Annotated in this window: 16 protein-coding genes and 1 tRNA gene; 13 read left to right on the top strand and 4 right to left on the bottom strand. The window is 65.4% G+C overall.

Features of this window, described 5'->3' with window-relative positions; genetic code table 11:
- Window positions 1-4: 4 nt before the first annotated feature.
- The 4 genes from EMB92_RS01690 to EMB92_RS01675 all read right to left on the bottom strand — a co-directional run bounded on the left by EMB92_RS01690 (window position 5) and on the right by EMB92_RS01675 (window position 3,460).
- The gene (locus EMB92_RS01690) at window positions 5-685 is read right to left on the bottom strand and encodes a methionine ABC transporter permease (RefSeq protein ID WP_150393572.1); all 681 of its coding nucleotides are present in this window, start codon (window positions 683-685) and stop codon (window positions 5-7) included.
- 2 nt (window positions 686-687) lie between these two features.
- Window positions 688-1,509: a methionine ABC transporter ATP-binding protein gene (locus EMB92_RS01685; RefSeq protein WP_150393571.1), complete on the bottom strand. Its 822-nt coding sequence runs from the start codon at window positions 1,507-1,509 to the stop codon at window positions 688-690.
- A 105-nt stretch (window positions 1,510-1,614) separates the two neighbouring features.
- Window positions 1,615-2,454: a MetQ/NlpA family ABC transporter substrate-binding protein gene (locus EMB92_RS01680; RefSeq protein WP_140444779.1), complete on the bottom strand. Its 840-nt coding sequence runs from the start codon at window positions 2,452-2,454 to the stop codon at window positions 1,615-1,617.
- Window positions 2,455-2,644: 190 nt separating this feature from the next.
- On the bottom strand, window positions 2,645-3,460 hold the full coding sequence (locus EMB92_RS01675; RefSeq protein WP_150393570.1) for a Cof-type HAD-IIB family hydrolase: 816 nt from the start codon (window positions 3,458-3,460) through the stop codon (window positions 2,645-2,647).
- A gap of 59 nt (window positions 3,461-3,519) precedes the next feature.
- Between EMB92_RS01675 and EMB92_RS01670 the strand changes: the two genes are divergently transcribed.
- The 13 genes from EMB92_RS01670 to EMB92_RS01610 all read left to right on the top strand — a co-directional run bounded on the left by EMB92_RS01670 (window position 3,520) and on the right by EMB92_RS01610 (window position 18,408).
- Window positions 3,520-4,671, top strand: a complete 1,152-nt coding sequence (locus EMB92_RS01670) for a M20 metallopeptidase family protein (RefSeq protein WP_150393569.1) — start codon at window positions 3,520-3,522, stop codon at window positions 4,669-4,671.
- Between the two features lie 20 nt (window positions 4,672-4,691).
- Window positions 4,692-6,389, top strand: coding sequence for an NAD+ synthase (locus EMB92_RS01665; RefSeq protein ID WP_150393568.1), 1,698 nt, complete (start codon window positions 4,692-4,694; stop codon window positions 6,387-6,389).
- 26 nt (window positions 6,390-6,415) lie between these two features.
- Window positions 6,416-6,640 (top strand): hypothetical protein, encoded by a 225-nt coding sequence (locus EMB92_RS01660; RefSeq protein ID WP_150393567.1) that lies wholly within the window; start codon window positions 6,416-6,418, stop codon window positions 6,638-6,640.
- Between the two features lie 222 nt (window positions 6,641-6,862).
- Window positions 6,863-9,238: a formate C-acetyltransferase gene (gene pflB / locus EMB92_RS01655; RefSeq protein ID WP_150393566.1), complete on the top strand. Its 2,376-nt coding sequence runs from the start codon at window positions 6,863-6,865 to the stop codon at window positions 9,236-9,238.
- 215 nt (window positions 9,239-9,453) lie between these two features.
- Window positions 9,454-10,332 carry a pyruvate formate-lyase-activating protein gene (gene pflA / locus EMB92_RS01650; RefSeq protein WP_043163891.1) on the top strand — a complete coding sequence of 293 codons (879 nt, stop codon included), beginning with the start codon at window positions 9,454-9,456 and terminating at the stop codon, window positions 10,330-10,332.
- A gap of 49 nt (window positions 10,333-10,381) precedes the next feature.
- Window positions 10,382-11,047, top strand: a complete 666-nt coding sequence (locus tag EMB92_RS01645) for a DUF3000 family protein (RefSeq protein ID WP_150393565.1) — start codon at window positions 10,382-10,384, stop codon at window positions 11,045-11,047.
- The gene (locus tag EMB92_RS01640) at window positions 11,040-12,353 is read left to right on the top strand and encodes an HRDC domain-containing protein (protein WP_223847508.1); all 1,314 of its coding nucleotides are present in this window, start codon (window positions 11,040-11,042) and stop codon (window positions 12,351-12,353) included. The genes EMB92_RS01645 and EMB92_RS01640 overlap by 8 nt, the downstream gene beginning before the upstream one ends.
- Window positions 12,354-12,406: 53 nt before the next feature.
- Window positions 12,407-13,774: a trigger factor gene (tig, locus tag EMB92_RS01635; RefSeq protein ID WP_150393564.1), complete on the top strand. Its 1,368-nt coding sequence runs from the start codon at window positions 12,407-12,409 to the stop codon at window positions 13,772-13,774.
- A gap of 239 nt (window positions 13,775-14,013) precedes the next feature.
- Entirely contained in the window at window positions 14,014-15,429 is a 1,416-nt protein-coding gene (locus EMB92_RS01630; RefSeq protein WP_150393563.1) for a chloride channel protein, read from the top strand.
- A 72-nt stretch (window positions 15,430-15,501) separates the two neighbouring features.
- On the top strand, window positions 15,502-16,116 hold the full coding sequence (locus tag EMB92_RS01625) for an ATP-dependent Clp protease proteolytic subunit (RefSeq protein ID WP_107040650.1): 615 nt from the start codon (window positions 15,502-15,504) through the stop codon (window positions 16,114-16,116).
- A 5-nt stretch (window positions 16,117-16,121) separates the two neighbouring features.
- The gene (locus EMB92_RS01620) at window positions 16,122-16,823 is read left to right on the top strand and encodes an ATP-dependent Clp protease proteolytic subunit (RefSeq protein ID WP_150393562.1); all 702 of its coding nucleotides are present in this window, start codon (window positions 16,122-16,124) and stop codon (window positions 16,821-16,823) included.
- A 90-nt stretch (window positions 16,824-16,913) separates the two neighbouring features.
- Window positions 16,914-18,227, top strand: coding sequence for an ATP-dependent Clp protease ATP-binding subunit ClpX (gene clpX, locus EMB92_RS01615; protein ID WP_150393561.1), 1,314 nt, complete (start codon window positions 16,914-16,916; stop codon window positions 18,225-18,227).
- A 107-nt stretch (window positions 18,228-18,334) separates the two neighbouring features.
- Window positions 18,335-18,408, top strand: a tRNA-Arg gene (locus EMB92_RS01610).
- Window positions 18,409-18,411 lie beyond the last annotated feature (3 nt).

The following is an 18,411-nucleotide window of genomic DNA, read 5'->3' as shown; positions in this document are numbered from 1 at the left end:
CGTGTCAGCGCGCATGGTGGTCGATGCGCTGCGCGATCCAGTCGCCGAGCGACTGGATGACCTGCACGAGCACGACGGACAGGATCACGGCCACGAGCATCACGTCGTACTGGTAGCGCTGGTATCCGTAGCGGATCGCGATGTCGCCCAGACCGCCCGCGCCGACGGTGCCGGCCATGGCCGAGTAGCCGAACAGGTTGATGAACGTGATGGCCGCGCCGCGCACCAGCGAGGGCAGGCTCTCGAAGAGCAGCACCTTGGTGACGATCTGCCAGTTGTTCGCGCCGAAGCTCTGCGCCGCCTCGATGAGGCCGCCGTCCACGTCCGCGAGGGACTGTTCGACGACACGCGCCACGAACGGGGCCGCGGAGATGACCAGCGGCACCATCGCGCCCTCGACGCCGAGCGACGTGCCGACGATCAGACGGGTGAACGGGATGATCGCCACCAGAAGGATGATGAACGGGATCGAACGTCCGATGTTCACGATCCAGCCGAGCACCGTGTTAAGCACGCGGTGCGGCCACAGCGACTTCGGTCCCGTGATGGTCAGCAGCACGCCGAGCGGGATGCCGAGCACATAGGCGAGCAGCGTCGACACGGCGGTCATGACGAGCGTGTCGCGCGTACCCTCGAGCAGCAGTTCGCCGTAGTCGGCGATGAATTGCGAAACGACCTGTCCCATGGTCAGCGATCCTCCCTCGTGCCGGCATCCTCGGCGTCGTCTTCGGTGTTGTTTCCTGCCTCAGGCTGTTCGTCGCGGCCGTTCTGCTCGTTCGCGCTGGCGATCAGCGTCCTGAGGATGTCGCTCTTTGGGTGTGCGAACAGCTCCGCGGTCTCGCCGACCTCGACGATGTTGCCGCCGTCGATCATCGCCACGCGGTCGCAGATGTTGCGTGCCACGGACAGCGAGTGGGTGATGATCACCAGCGTCACGCCGAGCTCGCGGTTGATGCGGCGCAGCAGGTCGAGGATCTGCACGGTCGTCGTCGAATCAAGAGCGCTCGTCGCCTCGTCACACAGCATGATCTTCGGTTCGTTCGCCAGCGCGCGGGCGATGGCGACGCGCTGCTGCTGGCCGCCGGACAGCTGACTGGGGTAGCGGTCCTCGAACCCCTCGAGACCGACCAGACGCAGCAGTCGACGTCCGCGTTCGATGCGCTGGGCCTTCGGGCGGTGCGCGAGCTCCAGCGGGAAGGTCACGTTGCGCAGCACGGTGCGTTGCTGGAACAGGTTGAAGTCCTGGAAGATCATGCCGATCTTCGTGCGCAGCTCGGCCAATTCGTGGCCGGAGACGTGCGAGACGTCCCTGCCGTCGATGATCACCTTGCCCTCGGTGGGGCGCTCCAGCAGGTTGATCGTGCGCACCAGCGTCGACTTGCCGGCGCCGGAGGAGCCGAGGAAGCCGAACACCTCGCCGTCCTCGATGGTCAGGTTGATGTCGTGCAGCACCTCGTGCGCATCCGCGCCGGTGCCATAGCTTTTCTTCAGATGGTCGAATTGGATCATGGGTAGTCCTTGTCGTGGGGGAGACGCGGCGATGCCGCACGAGACGGGGGCCGATGGGTCCCGTGCCGTGCGGCATCGTATCAAATGGGCGTCCGAACGATCCGATCAGAAGACCGGAACCACGGCTCCCTTGTAGTTGTCGTTGATGTAGTCGCGCACCGCGTCGGAGTTCAGGGCCTTCTTGAGCTCCTTGGTCTTGGCGGTGTTCTCGTTGCCTTCCTTGACCACGAGGATGTTCGCATAGGTCTTCGCGGCCAGACCGTCGGCCTTCTCGAGCTCAAGCGCGTCCTTGGTCACGTCGAAGCCGGCCTGGATCGCGTAGTTACCGTTGAGCGCGGCGATGTCGACGTCCTTGATGACGGTCGGCACCACGGCGGCCTCGAGCTCCTTGAACTGCAGGTTCTTCGGGTTGGAGGTGATGTCCTTCGGCGTGGCGTTGATGTCCTCGGGGTTCTTGAGCTCGATCAGTCCGGCGTCCTGCAGCAGCAGGAGGGCGCGGGCCTCGTTGGTGGCGTCGTTCGGCACGGCGACGGTCGCGCCGTCGGCCAGTGCGTCGAGGGACTTGGTCTTGCCCGGGTACAGGCCGAACGGCTCGAAGTGCACGGTCTCGACGGACACGAGGTGCGTGCCCTTCTCCTTGTTGAAGTTGTCGAGGTAGGGCTTGTGCTGGAAGTAGTTGGCGTCGACCTCGCCGTCCTCGGTGGCGGTGTTCGGCTGGACGTAGTCGGTGAACTCCTTGACCTCCAGCTTGTAGCCGTCCTTCTCGACGATCGGCTTGACGGCCTTGTTGAGGATCTCGGCGTGCGGGGTCGGGCTGGCAGCGATGGTGATGGTCTTGTCGTCCTCGGAGCTGGTGGCGGTGGAGGCGTTGCCGCATCCGGCCAGTCCGAACGCTGCCAGCGTGATTGCGGCGATGGCGGCCGCGGCGGTCTTCGTGAAACGCATGATTCTTCCTCTCTCGATGCGTGATGCATGTGATGCGCATGACGAACGGCGCATGCGCCTGTGTCGTCTCGTAACTATACAGACGTTGGGAGGGAGATCGTGCGGCGTGGTAATCGACGTTGGTTATAAGAGGTTATTTCGACCGTGTTTCGAAACGCTTGGGATTGCCCGAAAGATGGCGCAATCCCGCTCAGTCGAGCACGCCGAAGTGCCTGAGCGCGTTGAGCACGCCGTCGTGGTCGACGTCGTCGGTCACCCAGTCGGCCGCCTGCTTGGGCTCCTCGGTGGCGTTGCCCATCGCCACGCCGATTCCCGCGAACGCGAGCATCGTGGTGTCGTTGCCGCCGTCGCCGAAGGCCATGATCTGATCGCGCGTCCAGCCGTAATGGTCCATGAACTTCCGAATGCCGACCGGCTTGCCGCCGTCGGCCGGAATCAGGTCGACGAAGTCGGGATGCCAGCGCACGCCCTGCACGTTGCGGCACCGGGAGGTGATCTCGACCTGCTCGTCGAGACCGATGTACGGGCTGATCTGGAACGTCTCATGCGTCAGCGGCCGCGTATGCGGGTCGTCGATGAACACCTTCGGCGCGGTCCGGCCCAGCTGGCGCCAGGTGGCGCGCATCGTTTCGGTCACCTGATTGAAGTACACGTAGTCGGATTCGCAGTAGTTCGCGACGACGTCCGGATGGGCGTCAAGCCATGCGGTGATCGCGGCGACGTCGTCGGCTTCGAGCGGCTCCTTGGCGAGGAACCCGTCGTCGTCGCAGCAGTACTGTCCGTTGAGGCCGACGATGCCGTCGAATCTGATCGGGATCATGTCGAGCACGACGGTCATGTGGCTCGGCGCCCGACCCGAGCAGATGAACACCTTGATCCCCTTGGCCTGCAGACGGCGCAGCGACTCGATGGTCGAATCCGGGACGATATGCGTGACGAAGCTCGTCAGCGTTCCGTCGATGTCGAAGAACACGCCCCTGATGTCGCTGCCTGCAGTCGTCACGATGAAACCTCCCGTTGATCATCTTCCAGTGTACAGGAGCGCAAGGGAGTATTTTGGGAGCCATGACCGAGCATATCGAGTTGGATCCAAGTCTCATCGCAATCCGCCACTACCTGCATGCGCACCCCGAGCGCAGCTTCAAGGAGTTCGACACCAGCATCTATCTGGTCGACCAGCTGCGCGAGCACGGCGTGGAGATCCTCGACAACCCCCTGCCCACCGGAGTCGTCGGGCTGATCCGCGGCGAAGGGGGTCCGGGGCCGCGCGTCGCGCTGCGCGCGGACATCGACGGCCTGCCCATCGTCGAGAACACCGGCCTCGACTTCGCATCCGTCAACAAGGGCGTCATGCACGGCTGCGGCCACGACCTGCACATGACCGGCCTGCTGGGCGCGGCCTTCTGGCTCGCCGCGCACCGGGACCGGTTCGCCGGGTCCATCAAGATCCTCTTCCAGCCGAGCGAGGAGACCGGACAGGGAGCCCAGGCGATGATGGACGCCGGCCTGCTCGACGACGTGGACGCAGTCATCGGCACGCACAACAACCCCAACTACGCGCCCGGCCAGATCGCCGTCGGCACGGAGCCGATGATGGCGGGCTGCGTGCGCTTCCAGGTCACGCTGCACGCCGAAGGCACGCACGCCGGCTATCCGCACAAGGGCACCGGTCCGATCGAGGCGATGGCGAGCATGATCCTCGAACTGCAGACCATCGTCAGCCGCAACATCTCGGCTCTGGACCCGCTGGTGTTCTCCATCACCGAGGTGCACGGCGGACGCGTGTGGAACGTCGTGCCCGCAGAGGCCGGATTCCAGGGCACCGTGCGCTACTTCCACAAGGAGGACAGTCTGCTCGCCGAACGCCGGTTCCGCTCCATCGTCGGACACACCGCCGAGGCGTTCGGCATCACCGCCGACATGGAGTGGGACGACTTCCAGGATCCGGTCGTCTCCGACGCGGCGCTGGCGCTGCCGGTCGCCGGGGACGTGCGCGACTACGCCTCGCTCGAGCCGATCCGGCCGTCCATGGCGGGGGAGGACTTCTGCGAGTTTGCCAAGACGACCCGTTGCGTGTTCGCGTTCATCGGCTCCAACGGCGAACCCGGATGCGCCGATTGGCACAGCCCCCGCTTCGTGGGACTCGACGAGTCCCTGCCCACGTTCGTGAACTTCTACGTCAACGCCGCACTGCGCGTCGGACGGGAACTCGCCTGATAGGCCCTAGGATAGGTGACATGACCCAGATTCGTTTTGCACTCGCCCAGATCGACACCTGCGTCGGCGCGCTCGACGCCAACGCGGACAAGGTGCTCGACTACTCCCGCAGGGCCGCCGAAGGCCATGCCGACGTCGTCGTCTTCCCGGAGATGACGCTGACCGGATACCCGATCGAGGATCTGGCCCTCCGCCGCACGTTCCGCCAGGCCGCATGGGACAAGGCCGACGAACTCGCCGACCGTTTGAAGAGGGACGATCTCGGCGACCTGTACGTCGTGGTCGGCACGGTCGGCACCGACCACGCCACCGACAAGCCGTACAACCGTCTCGTGGTCCTGCATGACGGCGTGGTGTGGGCCGGCTACGACAAGCACTTCCTGCCCAACTACGGCGTCTTCGACGAGTTCCGCATCTTCAAGGCCGGCGATCGCTCCGTCGTCCTCGACGTCGACGGCGCCCGACTGGGCGTGGCGATCTGCGAGGACATCTGGCAGGACGGCGGCCCGGTCTCCGAACTGGCCGGCCGTGACATCGACGCGCTTGTCACCATCAACGGATCCCCGTACGAGGAGGGCAAGACCGACGTCCGACTCGACCTCGCGCACCGCCGCGCCGCCGAGGTCGATGCGCCGCTCGTCTACCTGAACCAGGTCGGCGGTCAGGACGATCTCGTCTTCGACGGCGGCAGCTTCGTCATGGACGCCGACGGCACGCTGCTCGCCCAGGCCCCGATGTTCATGGAGGACCTGTCTTACTGGACGCTCGACACCGACACCGTCCATCAGGCGAAGGGGACGATCGCGCCCCCGCTCGACCCGGACGAGGAGGTGTACACCGCCTGCGTGCTCGGGCTCAAGGACTACATGGCCAAGAACCGCTTCACCGGGGTCACGCTCGGCCTGTCCGGCGGCATCGACTCCGCGCTCGTCGCCGCGATGGCGGCCGACGCGGTGGGCGGCGAGAACGTGCACGGCATCTCCATGCCCTCCATGTATTCGTCCGACGGATCCAAGGACGACGCCGCCGACCTCGCCGCCAACATCGGCGCCCACTACGACGTCCAGCCCATCGAACCCCTGTTCGACGCCTACCAGCGGCAGCTGCATCTGGAGGGGGTGTCCGCGGAGAACCTGCAGGCCCGCATCCGTGGCGTCATCGTCATGGCGTACTCCAACTCGAAGGGGCTGCTCGCCGTGGCCACCGGCAACAAATCCGAACTCGCCTGCGGCTACTCGACGATCTACGGCGACGCGGTGGGAGGCTACGCCCCGATCAAGGACCTGCTCAAGACCCGCGTGTGGGAGCTGGCGCGCTGGCGCAACCGCGCCGCCGCAGCGGGCGTCGGCATCGGAGGGCTGAAGGTCGTGGGCAACGAGGCCGGGAACCCCGGCAAGCCGCTCGAGAACGGGGTGATGATCCCCGTCTCGTCCATCGAGAAGGCGCCGAGCGCCGAACTGCGCCCCGGGCAGAAGGACTCCGACTCCCTGCCCGAATACGCGCTGCTGGACAAGGTCCTCGCCGCGTACATCGAGCACGCGCACGGACGCGCCGACCTGCTTGCCGACGGCTTCGACGAGCGGACCGTGGACACGGTGATGCGTCTGGTGGACCGCGCCGAATGGAAGCGCCGCCAGTACCCGCTCGGCCCCAAGGTCACGGCGCTTGCGTTCGGCCGCGACCGTCGTCTGCCGATCACCAACGCGTTCCGCGAATAGTTTGCGCGAAGAAGGAGCATGGCATCATGTCCGATCAGGATAAGCAGTGGTATTTCAACAGCCGTACGGGGGAGCCGGAGCTGGGTCCCCAGTCGCCGATAGAGCAGCGCATGGGGCCGTACAGGTCCCGTGAGGACGCCCTCAACGCGTGGAAGATCTTCCAGGATCGCGAGACCATCTGGAAGGAGCAGGACCGTCAGTGGAACCGCCAGTGGAACGGTCCGCAGGACGACGGTCAGGCCGACGACTGACGCCATCATCTGGCCCCCTCTGACGAGGGGGCTGTCAGCCGCAGGCTGACTGGGGGAGAGACCGCCGCGGTACCTGCTCAGCTGTGAGCGATCACTGTGAACGATAACGGAATGTGAGATAGCTCACGCGTATTTTGCGTTAACTTCCAGTGACCAACGGCTAGACTATGGAAGTAACGACGACAACGGTGCGTCGCAGGAACACAACACCAAGGAGTGGATATGACAGCTGTGGAATCTACCGCGCTCACTCAGGAGGAGCTGGACGCCAAGGCGTGGGACGGCTTCGAGGGAGGCAACTGGCAGAAGGACATCGACGTTCGTGACTTCATCCAGAAGAACTACACCCCGTACGAGGGCGATGAGTCCTTCCTCGCTCCGGCCACCGAGAAGACCAAGCACCTGTGGCAGTACCTCGACGACAACTACCTGGCCGTCGAGCGCAAGCAGCGCGTCTACGACGTGGACACCCACACCCCGGCCGACATCGACGCCTTCCCGGCGGGCTACATCGAGTCCCCGGAGGTCGACAACGTCATCGTCGGTCTGCAGACCGACGTCCCCTGCAAGCGCGCGATGATGCCGAACGGCGGCTGGCGCATGGTCGAGCAGGCCATCCGCGAGGCCGGCAAGGAACCGGATCCGGAGATCAAGAAGATCTTCACCAAGTACCGCAAGACCCACAACGACGGCGTCTTCGGCGTCTACACCAAGCAGATCAAGGTCGCCCGCCACAACAAGATCCTCACCGGTCTGCCGGATGCCTACGGCCGTGGCCGCATCATCGGCGACTACCGCCGTGTCGCCCTGTACGGCGTCAACAAGCTGATCGCCTTCAAGAAGCGCGACAAGGACTCCGTGCCGTACCGCAACGACTTCACCGAGCCGGAGATCGAGCACTGGATCCGCTTCCGCGAGGAGCACGACGAGCAGATCAAGGCCCTGAAGAAGCTCATCAACCTCGGCAACGAGTACGGCCTCGACCTGACCCGTCCGGCCCAGACCGCTCAGGAGGCCGTGCAGTGGACCTACATGGGCTACCTCGCCTCCATCAAGTCCCAGGACGGCGCCGCCATGTCCTTCGGCCGCAACTCCGCCTTCCTCGACTGCTACATCGAGCGTGACCTCCAGGCCGGCAGGATCACCGAGACCGACGCCCAGGAGCTCATCGACAACATCGTCATGAAGCTCAGGATCGTCCGCTTCCTGCGCACCAAGGACTACGACAACATCTTCTCCGGCGACCCGTACTGGGCGACCTGGTCCGACGCCGGCTTCGGCGACGACGGCCGTCCGCTGGTCACCAAGACCTCGTTCCGTCTGCTCAACACCCTGACCCTCGAGCACCTCGGACCCGGCCCGGAGCCGAACATCACGATCTTCTGGGATCCGAAGCTGCCGGAAGGCTACAAGCGCTTCTGCGCGAAGATCTCCATCGACACCTCGGCCATCCAGTACGAGTCCGACAAGGAGATCCGCGGCCACTGGGGCGATGACGCGGCCATCGCATGCTGCGTGTCCCCGATGCGCGTCGGCAAGCAGATGCAGTTCTTCGCGGCCCGCGTGAACTCCGCCAAGGCGCTGCTCTACGCGATCAACGGCGGCCGTGACGAGATGACCGGCATGCAGGTCATCGACAAGGGCGTGATCGACCCGATCACCCCCGAGGCCGACGGCTCCCTGGACTACGAGAAGGTCAAGAACAACTACGAGAAGGCTCTCGAGTGGCTGTCCGAGACCTACGTCATGGCCCTGAACATCATCCACTACATGCACGATAAGTACGCGTACGAGTCCATCGAGATGGCCCTGCACGACAAGGAGGTGTACCGCACCCTCGGCTGCGGCATGTCCGGTCTGTCCATCGCCGCCGACTCCCTCGCCGCGATCAAGTACGCCAAGGTGTACCCGATCACCAACGCCGAGGCCAAGAACCTCGAGGGCCACGAGTACGAGTACGTCGAGGGCGCCGACGACGATCTGGTCGTGGGCTACCGTACCGAGGGCGAGTTCCCGATCTACGGCAACGACGACGACCGCGCCGACGACATCGCCAAGTGGGTCGTCTCCACGGTCATGGGCCAGGTCAAGCGTCTGCCGGTCTACCGCGGCGCCGTCCCGACCCAGTCCATCCTGACGATCACCTCCAACGTCGAGTACGGCAAGAACACCGGTTCCTTCCCGTCCGGCCACAAGAAGGGCACCCCGTACGCCCCGGGCGCCAACCCGGAGAACGGCATGGACTCCCACGGCATGCTGCCGTCCATGTTCTCCGTCGGCAAGATCGACTACAACGACGCGCTTGACGGCATCTCGCTGACCAACACCATCACCCCCGACGGCCTCGGCCGCGACGAGGATGAGCGCATCGGCAACTTGGTCGGCATCCTCGACGCCGGCAACGGCCACGGCCTCTACCACGCGAACATCAACGTGCTGCGCAAGGAGACCATGGAGGACGCCGTCGAGCACCCGGAGAAGTACCCGCACCTGACCGTGCGCGTCTCCGGCTACGCGGTGAACTTCGTCAAGCTCACCAAGGAGCAGCAGCTCGACGTCATCTCCCGCACCTTCCACCAGGGCGCCGTCACCGACTGATCCCTCGGCGATGAGCGACCGCATGAGGCGGTAGGACGATGAAGGGGTGGGAGTCAAATCCCACCCCTTCCTTCATGGATGGGCGCCCATCCATGGATGGGCCCCGCCTCCGGCGCATCCCGCATGGCCCGCATGCCTCGCACACCATCCAACGCAATCCATCGACCTAGACCACACCACCATCCCGCATCCGCATCATCTGGAGGAGGACAACGATGCCCGAAACCCAGTTCCGCACCACCACGCGCCACATGCTGCGCGAATCCAAGTCGTATGCATCCCAGACCCTCATGGGAGGACTCTCCGGATTCGAATCCCCGATCGGCCTCGACCGCAGGGACCGCATCGCCGCACTCAAGTCCGGCGATATCGGCTTCGTCCACTCCTGGGACATCAACACGTCCGTCGATGGTCCGGGCACCCGCATGACCGTCTTCATGTCCGGCTGCCCGCTGCGCTGCCAGTACTGCCAGAACCCGGACACCTGGAAGATGCGCGATGGCCAGCCCGTCTACCTCGACGCGATGATCAGGAAGGTCGACCGCTACAAGGATCTGTTCAAGGCCACCCACGGGGGCATCACCTTCTCCGGCGGCGAGTCGATGATGCAGCCGGCGTTCGTCTCGCGCGTGTTCCACGCGGCCAAGGAGATGGGCGTGCACACCTGCCTCGACACCTCCGGCTTCCTCAACACCAACTACACCGACGAGATGCTCGAGGACATCGACCTGTGCCTGCTCGACGTCAAGTCAGGCAACGAGGAGACCTACCACAAGGTCACCGGTGGCGTCCTGCAGCCCACCATCGACTTCGGCCGCAGACTCGCGAAGGCGGGCAAGAAGATCTGGGTCCGTTTCGTGCTCGTGCCGGGACTGACCGACTCCGAGGAGAACGTCGAGCAGGTGGCGAACATCTGCGAGAGCTTCGGCGATGCCGTCGAGCACATCGACGTGCTCGGCTTCCACCAGCTCGGCCGGCCCAAGTGGCATGAGCTGCGCATCCCGTACCCGCTGGAGAACCAGAAGGGACCGAATGCCGCGCTGCGCGAACGCGTCACGAAGCAGTTCGAGTCCCACGGCTTCACCGTGTATTAATTCACGTGTCGATACCACGAAACCCGAGGCGCGCACGTACGCTGGAGACATGGCCGACATCTATGCGTTTCCCACCGGCGTGAATCCGCGACAGGCCGGACGCGACGCCGCTCCGGACCTGCCGGGGCGGCCTGCCGGCGTGCCCGACGCCGTGTGGAACGCGGTCGAATCGGTCCGTTCCATGCCGAGACTCGACGACGTGCGCTACCGGGAGATCCCCGTCCCCTCGACGCTGTCCGACTACGGCATCGGTGTGGAGTTCGAATCTGGGCCGCACGGGGACGGCAGGGGCTTCCCGCATGATGCGGACCCGCTGACCGATGCCGCCACCGGCTGGATCATGATGCTGTATTCCAACGACTTCCGCTCCGACTGGGGCGCGCACTGGCGCTGCGTCGCCTTCGCGCGTCTGCCGCTGTCCAGCGTCGAGAACGATTCCCTTGCGCCAGGCATGTACTGGGACGACATGTGCGAGCGGATGGAGGGCGTCATGGAGGGCGTCGAATGCGGGAGCATGGGCGGCACCGTCACCGTCACGCAGAACACCACGTTCGGCTCCCTGGGCGACGGCGATTCCGCCGGATGCGAGATGCGTGTATCCTTTACCCCGGCGGTCCCTACCGGAGTCCACTTCGACGCCGGCGCGTACGTCGCAGCATGGGCCCGCTTCCTGAGATCCACCATCCACTTCAACGAGGGCGCAACCGTTGACTGATTCCAGACAGGAACGACGATCCGAACCGAGACTGCAGACCGAGCCGCGCGGGGGAGTGCCTGCGGTCACCGACACGCTCGCCGGCTACCATCAGGCGTGCGAGGCGCTGGCCGCCGCCTCGGGCTCGCTGGCCGCCGACGCCGAACGGGCCTCCGGCTTCCGGTACGGGCATGAGGACTGGCTCATCCAGTTCAAGCGCGAGGGCGCCGGCATCTTCCTGCTCGACCCCGTGGCGCTCACCCGGGCCGGTGCCGACTGGAACGAATTCAACGACGCCGTCGGCGATGCCGTCTGGATCCTGCACGATGCGATGATGGACCTGCCGGGCTTCGCCGACATCGGTCTGAAGCCGCGGCGGCTCTTCGACACCGAATTGTCCGCGCGCCTGCTCGGTCTGCACCGTTTCGGACTCGCCGCGGTCACCGAGCACTACCTCGGCATCACCCTCGCCAAGGAGCATTCGGCCGCCGACTGGTCGTATCGTCCGCTGCCGCGCGACTGGCGCAACTACGCCGCCCTCGACGTCGAGCTGCTGATCGAGCTCGAACGGCTCATGCGCGCCGACCTCGAACGCCAGGGCAAGATCGAATGGGCCGAGGAGGAGTTCCGCCACATCCTCGACGAGGGCACCTCCGGCGTGCCCCGGCACCAGCATCCGATCCCATGGCTGCGCATCTCCCACATCACCAGGCTCGGCCGCGACCGTCGCGGACTGGCCGTGGCCCGCGCCCTGTGGACCAAGCGCGACGAGCTGGCGCGCCGATACGACATCGCGCCGACGCTGCTGCTGTCCGACGCCTCCATCATCGAGGCCGCCGAGAGGAAGCCCCGCAACGCCCGCGAGTTCCGCATGGTGCGTTCGCTCAACGAACGCGTGCGCATCCATACCGGGGGCGAGCAGGACAAGATGTTCGAGCGCTACGCCCCGATCCAGCGCATCGTCAAGCCGTCCGTATGGAAGACCACGATCCAGGAGGCGCTGGCGCTGCCGGAGCGCGATCTGCCGTCCATGCCGGCCATGGGATGCCAGGGGGAGGGCGAGTCCAACGCGCCGCGCGCGATGCGCCTGTGGGACCGCCGGCCCGAACGCCGGGAGCGCCTGCAGCGCGTGCGCCGCGTCATCAACCAGATAGCCGAGGACACGCGCACGCCCGCCGAGGTCATCATCAAGCCCCAGATCGTGCGCAACCTGTGCTGGACCGACGATCCGGCCGGGCGGGACGTGGCCGCGTTCCTCAGGGAGCAGGGCGCGCGCGACTGGCAGGTGCGTCTGATCGCCGCGTCCGTGTCGCGCGCTATACTATGACGGTTGCCTTCGGGCAGATATAGGACACATACGATTTTTCAGGAGCGTTTAGCGTGAAGATCAGCGTTCGTAACCTCGAACCCACCAAGGTGAAGCTCACCATCACCGTCGAACCGGAGGAGTTCGACCCGTACCTCGATGCCGCCCGCAAGGACATCGCCAAGCAGGTGAACGTGCCGGGCTTCCGCAAGGGTCACGTTCCGGGCAAGATCATCGATCAGCGTTTCGGCTTCGGCGCCGTCGCCGGCCAGGCTGTCAACGATGGTGTGCCGGAGCTCTACTCCAAGGCTCTGGAGGAGAAGAAGATCCACCCGATGGCCCAGCCGGAGTTCGACGTCACCGACGTTCCGCAGTCCGCCAAGGACGAGACCAAGCTCAAGTTCACCGCCACCGTCGAGCGTCGCCCGGACATCGAGCTGCCCGAGCTCGACGGCATGGAGATCGCCATTGCCGCCCCGGAGGTCACCGACGAGGATGTCGACAAGCGTCTCGAGACCCTGCGTCAGCGCTTCGGCACCCTGGTGGGCGTCGATCGTCCGGCCGCCAAGGGCGACTACGCGAACATCGACCTGTCCGCCGAGATCAACGGCGAGGTCGTCGACTCCCAGGAGGGCGTGAGCTACGAGCTCGGCTCCAACACGATGCTCGACGGTCTGGATGAGGCCCTCGACGGCCTGTCCGCCGGCGAGGAGACCACCTTCGAGGGCACGCTGGAGGCCGGCGAGCACGAGGGCGAGAAGGCCACCGTCAAGGTCAAGGTCAACTCCGTGAAGGCCGAGGAGCTCCCCGAGCTCGACGACGACTTCGCCCAGGAGGCCTCCGAGTTCGACACGCTCGACGAGCTCAAGGCCGACATCCGCAAGGCCGCCGGCGAGGACGCCAAGGGCCGTCAGGCCACCGAGGCGCGTGACGCCTTCCTCGCCAGGCTGGCCGAGGGTCTCGAGATCCCGGTGCCGAAGGGCGTGAAGGCCGCGGCCGTCGAGGAGCACCTCAAGGGTCTGACCCCGGATCCGGAGAAGGCCACCGACGAGCAGAAGCAGCAGGCCGAGGAGGGCGCCGAGAAGGAGCTCAAGGACCAGATCCTGCTTGACACGCTCGCCGAGAAGATGGACGTCCAGGTCTCCCAGGCCGATGTGTTCAACTTCCTCGCCTCCATCGCCCAGCAGTACGGCATGGATCCGAACGCCTTCATCCAGGCGATCATCAAGAACGGCCAGCTCGGCTCCGCCGTGCAGGAGGTCGGCCGCTCCAAGGGTCTGCTGGCCGGCATGCGCGCCGTGAAGTTCACCGCCAACGGCGAGGAGGTCGACCTGTCCGCCTTCCTCGGCGAGGCCGCCGAGGATGAGGAGGCCGAGTCCGTCGAGGCCGCGTCCGCCGCCGCCGCGGTCGCCGACGAGCTGTCCGCCAAGGACGGCGAGTGATCGGCGAATCGTGACCGGTCATCCGCCTGAAAGGGCATGAAGGGGTTGGAGCCACATTGGTTCCAACCCCTTTCGCATTGCTCGCCCTCGCCTTCAAGCGGATTCCCGTGTATTCGTGCCGTCATCATCGCGTGCTTATGTAAACGACGGCGTTACATGTCGACGAGTATGGTGAAATAAAAATTTCACGGCATTGTCGTGTGAAAGAAAACGATGCTTCGATACGGGATGGGAGAGACATGCAGCGAACCGTTGACTTCAGACGCATGGGATGGCTGACCTGCGCCACGCTGGCGCTCGGCGCACTGATAGGCGCGGGCGCCGGACTGCTCACGCTACTGCTCTACGGCGTGGAGCACGCGATGCTCGGCTACATCGAGGGATCGGAGCTGCCCGGTCCGTTCGGCGTCCCGGGCGTGCGACGCGCGATCTCCGTGACCGTCGGACTGACGATCGCGGGCGTCATCTGGTATCTGCTGCGCACGAAGACCGTCAGGGTGCCGTCGGTCAAGAAGGCCGTGGCGGGGGCACGCATGCCATGGTGGCAGACCATCGTGCATGTCGTGCTGCAGATCTTCATCGTCGGCTCCGGCGCGTCGATCGGCCGCGAGGTCGCCCCGCGCGAACTCGGTGCCATGCTCGCCCAACGATTCTGCGACCTGTTCCGCATCGGCGCGGACGGCTCCAACGCGGGCGCCATCGACCGGCGCATGATCGTGGCCGTCGCCGCCGGCGCAGGCCTGGGAGGCGTCTACAACGCCCCCCTGGCCGGCATGTTCTTCGCCGTGGAGATCCTGCTGGTCGACGTGACCATCGAGAAGGTCGCATTCGGCCTGGGCATGTCCGCGACGGCCGCGTTCGTCGCATCCCTGATCAAGGGACGCCACACCTTCTACGACATCACCGCGATGCAGCCCCAATCCACGCCCAGCCTGATGCTGTTCGCCCTGCTGTGCGGCGCGGCATGCGGCGTGGCCGGTGCCCTCTTCCGCAGGGGATCGTCATGGGCGAGCGCGCATCAGCCCAAGGACACGGCCATCCTGTGGCAGATGCCTCTGGCCGGCGTGCTGACCGGCCTCGTCGCACTCCTCGTCCCGCAGGTCATGGGCAACGGACGCGCGGCGGCCCAACTGGGATTCTCCACCTTCCTGCCCGAGATCGCCGGTCTGTCCGGAGCTGCGCAGTCCGCGCAATCCGCGGGCTCGTCGCCGTGGACTTTGCTCGCCTCGAGCGCGGGGGGTGCGCCGAACGCCGGCGACACGCTCTCGCTCGCCGGCTGGTGGACCATCCTCGGCGTGCTGGCGCTCACCTTCGCGGCCAAGACCGTCATGACGCTCCTGACGATCCGATCCGGCGCCTCCGGCGGCGTGCTCCAGCCGGGCATCGCCCTCGGCTCCACCCTGGGGGCGATGCTGGGGCTCGTCTGGATGTTCGTCTTCCCGGCCGATTCGGTGACCGCCTGCGCCCTGATCGGCGCCGCCGCGCTGCTGTCGGCATCCCAGCAGGCGCCGCTGATGGCCATGTGCCTCGTCATGGAGCTGACCGAGGCACCCATTTCCTTCTTCGTGCCCGTCGGACTGGGCGTCGCCGCCTCGGCGTTCGTCTCGCAGTGGATGCTGTCGCGCGCTACGCGTCGAGCCGAAAACGGGCGCTGATGCGCCGGCCGTCGCTTGAAGGCGGTAGTCTTGACAGTTGTTTACGACTGAATATTCGAAATGGAGAACAAGGTGAGCAACACTCTTGCAACCCTTCCGACCATGGCGGGCGAGGACGCGCCGGCCGGATTCGCCGATCCGATCTTCAACCGTCTGCTCAAGGACCGCATCATCTGGATGGGCGAGGAGGTCAAGGACGATATGGCCAACCGCATCTGCGCGCAGATGCTGATGCTGGCCGCGGAGGATCCGAAGAAGGACATCTGGCTGTACATCAACTCGCCCGGCGGCTCCATCACCGCCGGCATGGCCATCTACGACACGATGCAGCTCATCGAGCCGGACGTGGCGACCGTGGGCCTTGGCATGTGCGCCTCGATGGGCCAGTTCCTGCTGAGCTCCGGCACCAAGGGCAAGCGCTTCCTGACCTCGCATGCCCGAGTGCTCATGCACCAGCCCTCGGGCGGCATCGGCGGCACCACCACCGATGTGCGCATCAACGCCGAGCTCATCATGGACATGAAGAAGACCATGAGCGAGCTGACCGCCGAGCAGACGGGTCACACCGTCGAGGAGATCTACCGCGACAACGAGTACGATCACTGGTTCACCGCCAGCGAGGCGCTGGAGTACGGTTTCGTGGACAAGATCATCACCACGCACGATTCGATGACGAAGGGAGAATGACAAGCATGGCAAGTGAGGAAGCGAGGTTCGCCGCCCGCGCCGACCGTCTGGCCGGTCCCGCCGGAGTCATCGGCTTCATGCCGGCCGCCCGTCGCGAGGCCGCGTTCGCCCCGCAGAACCGGTACATCCTGCCGCAGTTCGAGGAGAAGACCCCGTACGGCTTCAAGAGGCAGGACCCGTACACGCGTCTGTTCGAGGACCGCATCATCTTCATGGGCGTGCAGGTGGACGACACCTCCGCCGACGACATCATGGCCCAGCTGCTCGTGCTTGAATCCCAGGATCCGAACCGCGACGTGATGATGTACATCAACTCGCCCGGCGGCTCGATGACGGCCATGACCGCCATCTACGACACGATGCAGTACATCAAGCCCGACGTGCAGACCGTCTGCCTCGGCCAGGCGGCCTCCGCGGCCGCCATCCTGCTCGCCGCCGGCACGAAGGGCAAGCGTCTGATGCTGCCCAACGCCCGCGTGCTCATCCACCAGCCGGCCATCGACCAGGGCTTCGGCAAGGCCACCGAGATCGAGATCCAGGCGCGCGAGATGCTGCGCATGCGCGAATGGCTCGAGAACACCCTCGCCAAGCACACCGGTCAGGACGTCGAGAGGATCCGCAAGGACATCGAGGTCGACACGTTCCTCACGGCCCAGGAGGCCAAGGACTACGGCATCGTCGACGAGGTGCTCGAACACCGCCAGTAGGCGGTTCCGCCAATACCCCCGGCCATTAGGTGCCGGGGGTATTGTTGTACTTCGACCACGGTAGCGCATACACCGATAGGGGGCAGATGCATGGGACGTGCGATGAGCTATGACGATGAGGTTCCGGCCTGCACGTTCTGCGGCAAGACCGAGCATCAGGTGCGCAAGCTCGTCACCGGTCAGGGGGCGGCGATCTGTGACGAGTGCATCGAGCTGTGCGTCGGCATCATCTCGGAGGAGCGCCGCAAGGACGCTGAGATCAACGCGCTGCAGCTGCCCAAGCCCATGCAGATCAGCGCGTATCTCGACCGCTACGTGATCGGCCAGCAGGAGGCCAAGCGGGCGTTGTCGGTCGCCGTGTACAACCACTACAAGCGGGTCAACATGGAGCTGGACGAGGCTGCCGGGCAGCTCGACCGCGCCCACGCCGGGGTGTTCGGCTCCGACGCCGCCGATCCGCTAGCGGACGTCGAGGTCTCCAAATCGAACATCCTGCTGATGGGGCCCACAGGCGTGGGCAAGACCTATCTGGCCCAATCGCTCGCCAAAGTGATGAACGTGCCGTTCGTCGTCACCGACGCCACCACGCTCACCGAGGCCGGATACGTCGGCGACGATGTCGAGACGATCCTCCAGCGGCTCATCCAGGCGGCCGACGGCGACGTGTCCCGCGCCGAGCACGGCATCATCTACATCGACGAGATCGACAAGATCGCCCGCAAATCCGGCGAGAACACCTCCATCACGCGCGACGTGTCCGGCGAGGGCGTCCAGCAGGCGCTGCTCAAGATCCTGGAGGGCACCATCGCCTCGGTGCCCGAGGAGGGCACGCGCAAGCACCGCGATCAGGAGACGGTGCAGATCAACACCCGCGGCATCCTGTTCATCTGCGCAGGCGCGTTCGTGGGGCTGGCGGACATCGTCAAGAACCGTCTGGGGGCCCACGAGAGCGGCTTCTGCGCGACATGGCGCGACAATCAGATTCCGGACAGGGAGCTGCTGCGCCATGTCACCGCCGACGATCTCGCCGACTTCGGCCTGCTGCCCGAGTTCATCGGCAGACTGCCCGTCATCAGCGTCCTCGATGAACTGACCGAGGACGATCTGGCCGCCGTACTCGTGCAGCCGGCCAATTCGCTCGTCAAGCAGTACATGAAGCTGTTCGCCGTCGATGGCGTGGATCTCGCCTTCACGCAGAAGGCGATCCGCGCGATCGCCGCCACCGCGATCAGTCAGGGCACCGGTGCGCGCGGCCTGCGTTCGATCATCGAACGCACGCTGCAGGACACGATGTTCCGCCTGCCGAGCATGCCTGACGTCGGGCAGGTGATCGTCGACGAGGCGGCCGTGCTCGGCAGAGCCGAACCGAAGCTGGTGCGTTCGGAACAGCTCAAAACCGCATGATACCGGGCTTTTGGGCGGTCTTCCGCATCGATCGGCAATCGCGACACGCCGAGTTGCGGATCGATTGAAAGCATGTAATATATCTCGAGTTGCCTCAAGGACAACATGCGCCGGTAGCCCAGCGGATTAGAGCAGCTGACTACGGATCAGCAGGTCGCAGGTTCGAATCCTGTCCGGCGCACAC

This window comes from Bifidobacterium callitrichos (assembly GCF_008698085.1).
In the GTDB taxonomy this organism is placed as follows: Bacteria; Actinomycetota; Actinomycetes; order Actinomycetales; family Bifidobacteriaceae; genus Bifidobacterium; species Bifidobacterium callitrichos.
The sequence above is the reverse complement of the archived record's forward strand: the minus strand, read 5'-3'. Positions and strand labels throughout refer to the sequence as shown.

Bases quoted from the DNA above. Each gene is read 5' to 3' on its own strand.
- EMB92_RS01690 (WP_150393572.1), bottom strand. From the start codon at position 685: ATGGGACAGGTCGTTTCGCAATTCATCGCCGACTACGGCGAACTGCTG.
- EMB92_RS01630 (WP_150393563.1), top strand. From the start codon at position 14,014: ATGCAGCGAACCGTTGACTTCAGACGCATGGGATGGCTGACCTGCGCC.
- EMB92_RS01660 (WP_150393567.1), top strand. From the start codon at position 6,416: ATGTCCGATCAGGATAAGCAGTGGTATTTCAACAGCCGTACGGGGGAG.
- EMB92_RS01620 (WP_150393562.1), top strand. From the start codon at position 16,122: ATGGCAAGTGAGGAAGCGAGGTTCGCCGCCCGCGCCGACCGTCTGGCC.
- clpX (WP_150393561.1), top strand. From the start codon at position 16,914: ATGGGACGTGCGATGAGCTATGACGATGAGGTTCCGGCCTGCACGTTC.
- pflA (WP_043163891.1), top strand. From the start codon at position 9,454: ATGCCCGAAACCCAGTTCCGCACCACCACGCGCCACATGCTGCGCGAA.
- EMB92_RS01665 (WP_150393568.1), top strand. From the start codon at position 4,692: ATGACCCAGATTCGTTTTGCACTCGCCCAGATCGACACCTGCGTCGGC.
- EMB92_RS01680 (WP_140444779.1), bottom strand. From the start codon at position 2,454: ATGCGTTTCACGAAGACCGCCGCGGCCGCCATCGCCGCAATCACGCTG.
- EMB92_RS01685 (WP_150393571.1), bottom strand. From the start codon at position 1,509: ATGATCCAATTCGACCATCTGAAGAAAAGCTATGGCACCGGCGCGGAT.
- pflB (WP_150393566.1), top strand. From the start codon at position 6,863: ATGACAGCTGTGGAATCTACCGCGCTCACTCAGGAGGAGCTGGACGCC.
- EMB92_RS01645 (WP_150393565.1), top strand. From the start codon at position 10,382: ATGGCCGACATCTATGCGTTTCCCACCGGCGTGAATCCGCGACAGGCC.
- EMB92_RS01670 (WP_150393569.1), top strand. From the start codon at position 3,520: ATGACCGAGCATATCGAGTTGGATCCAAGTCTCATCGCAATCCGCCAC.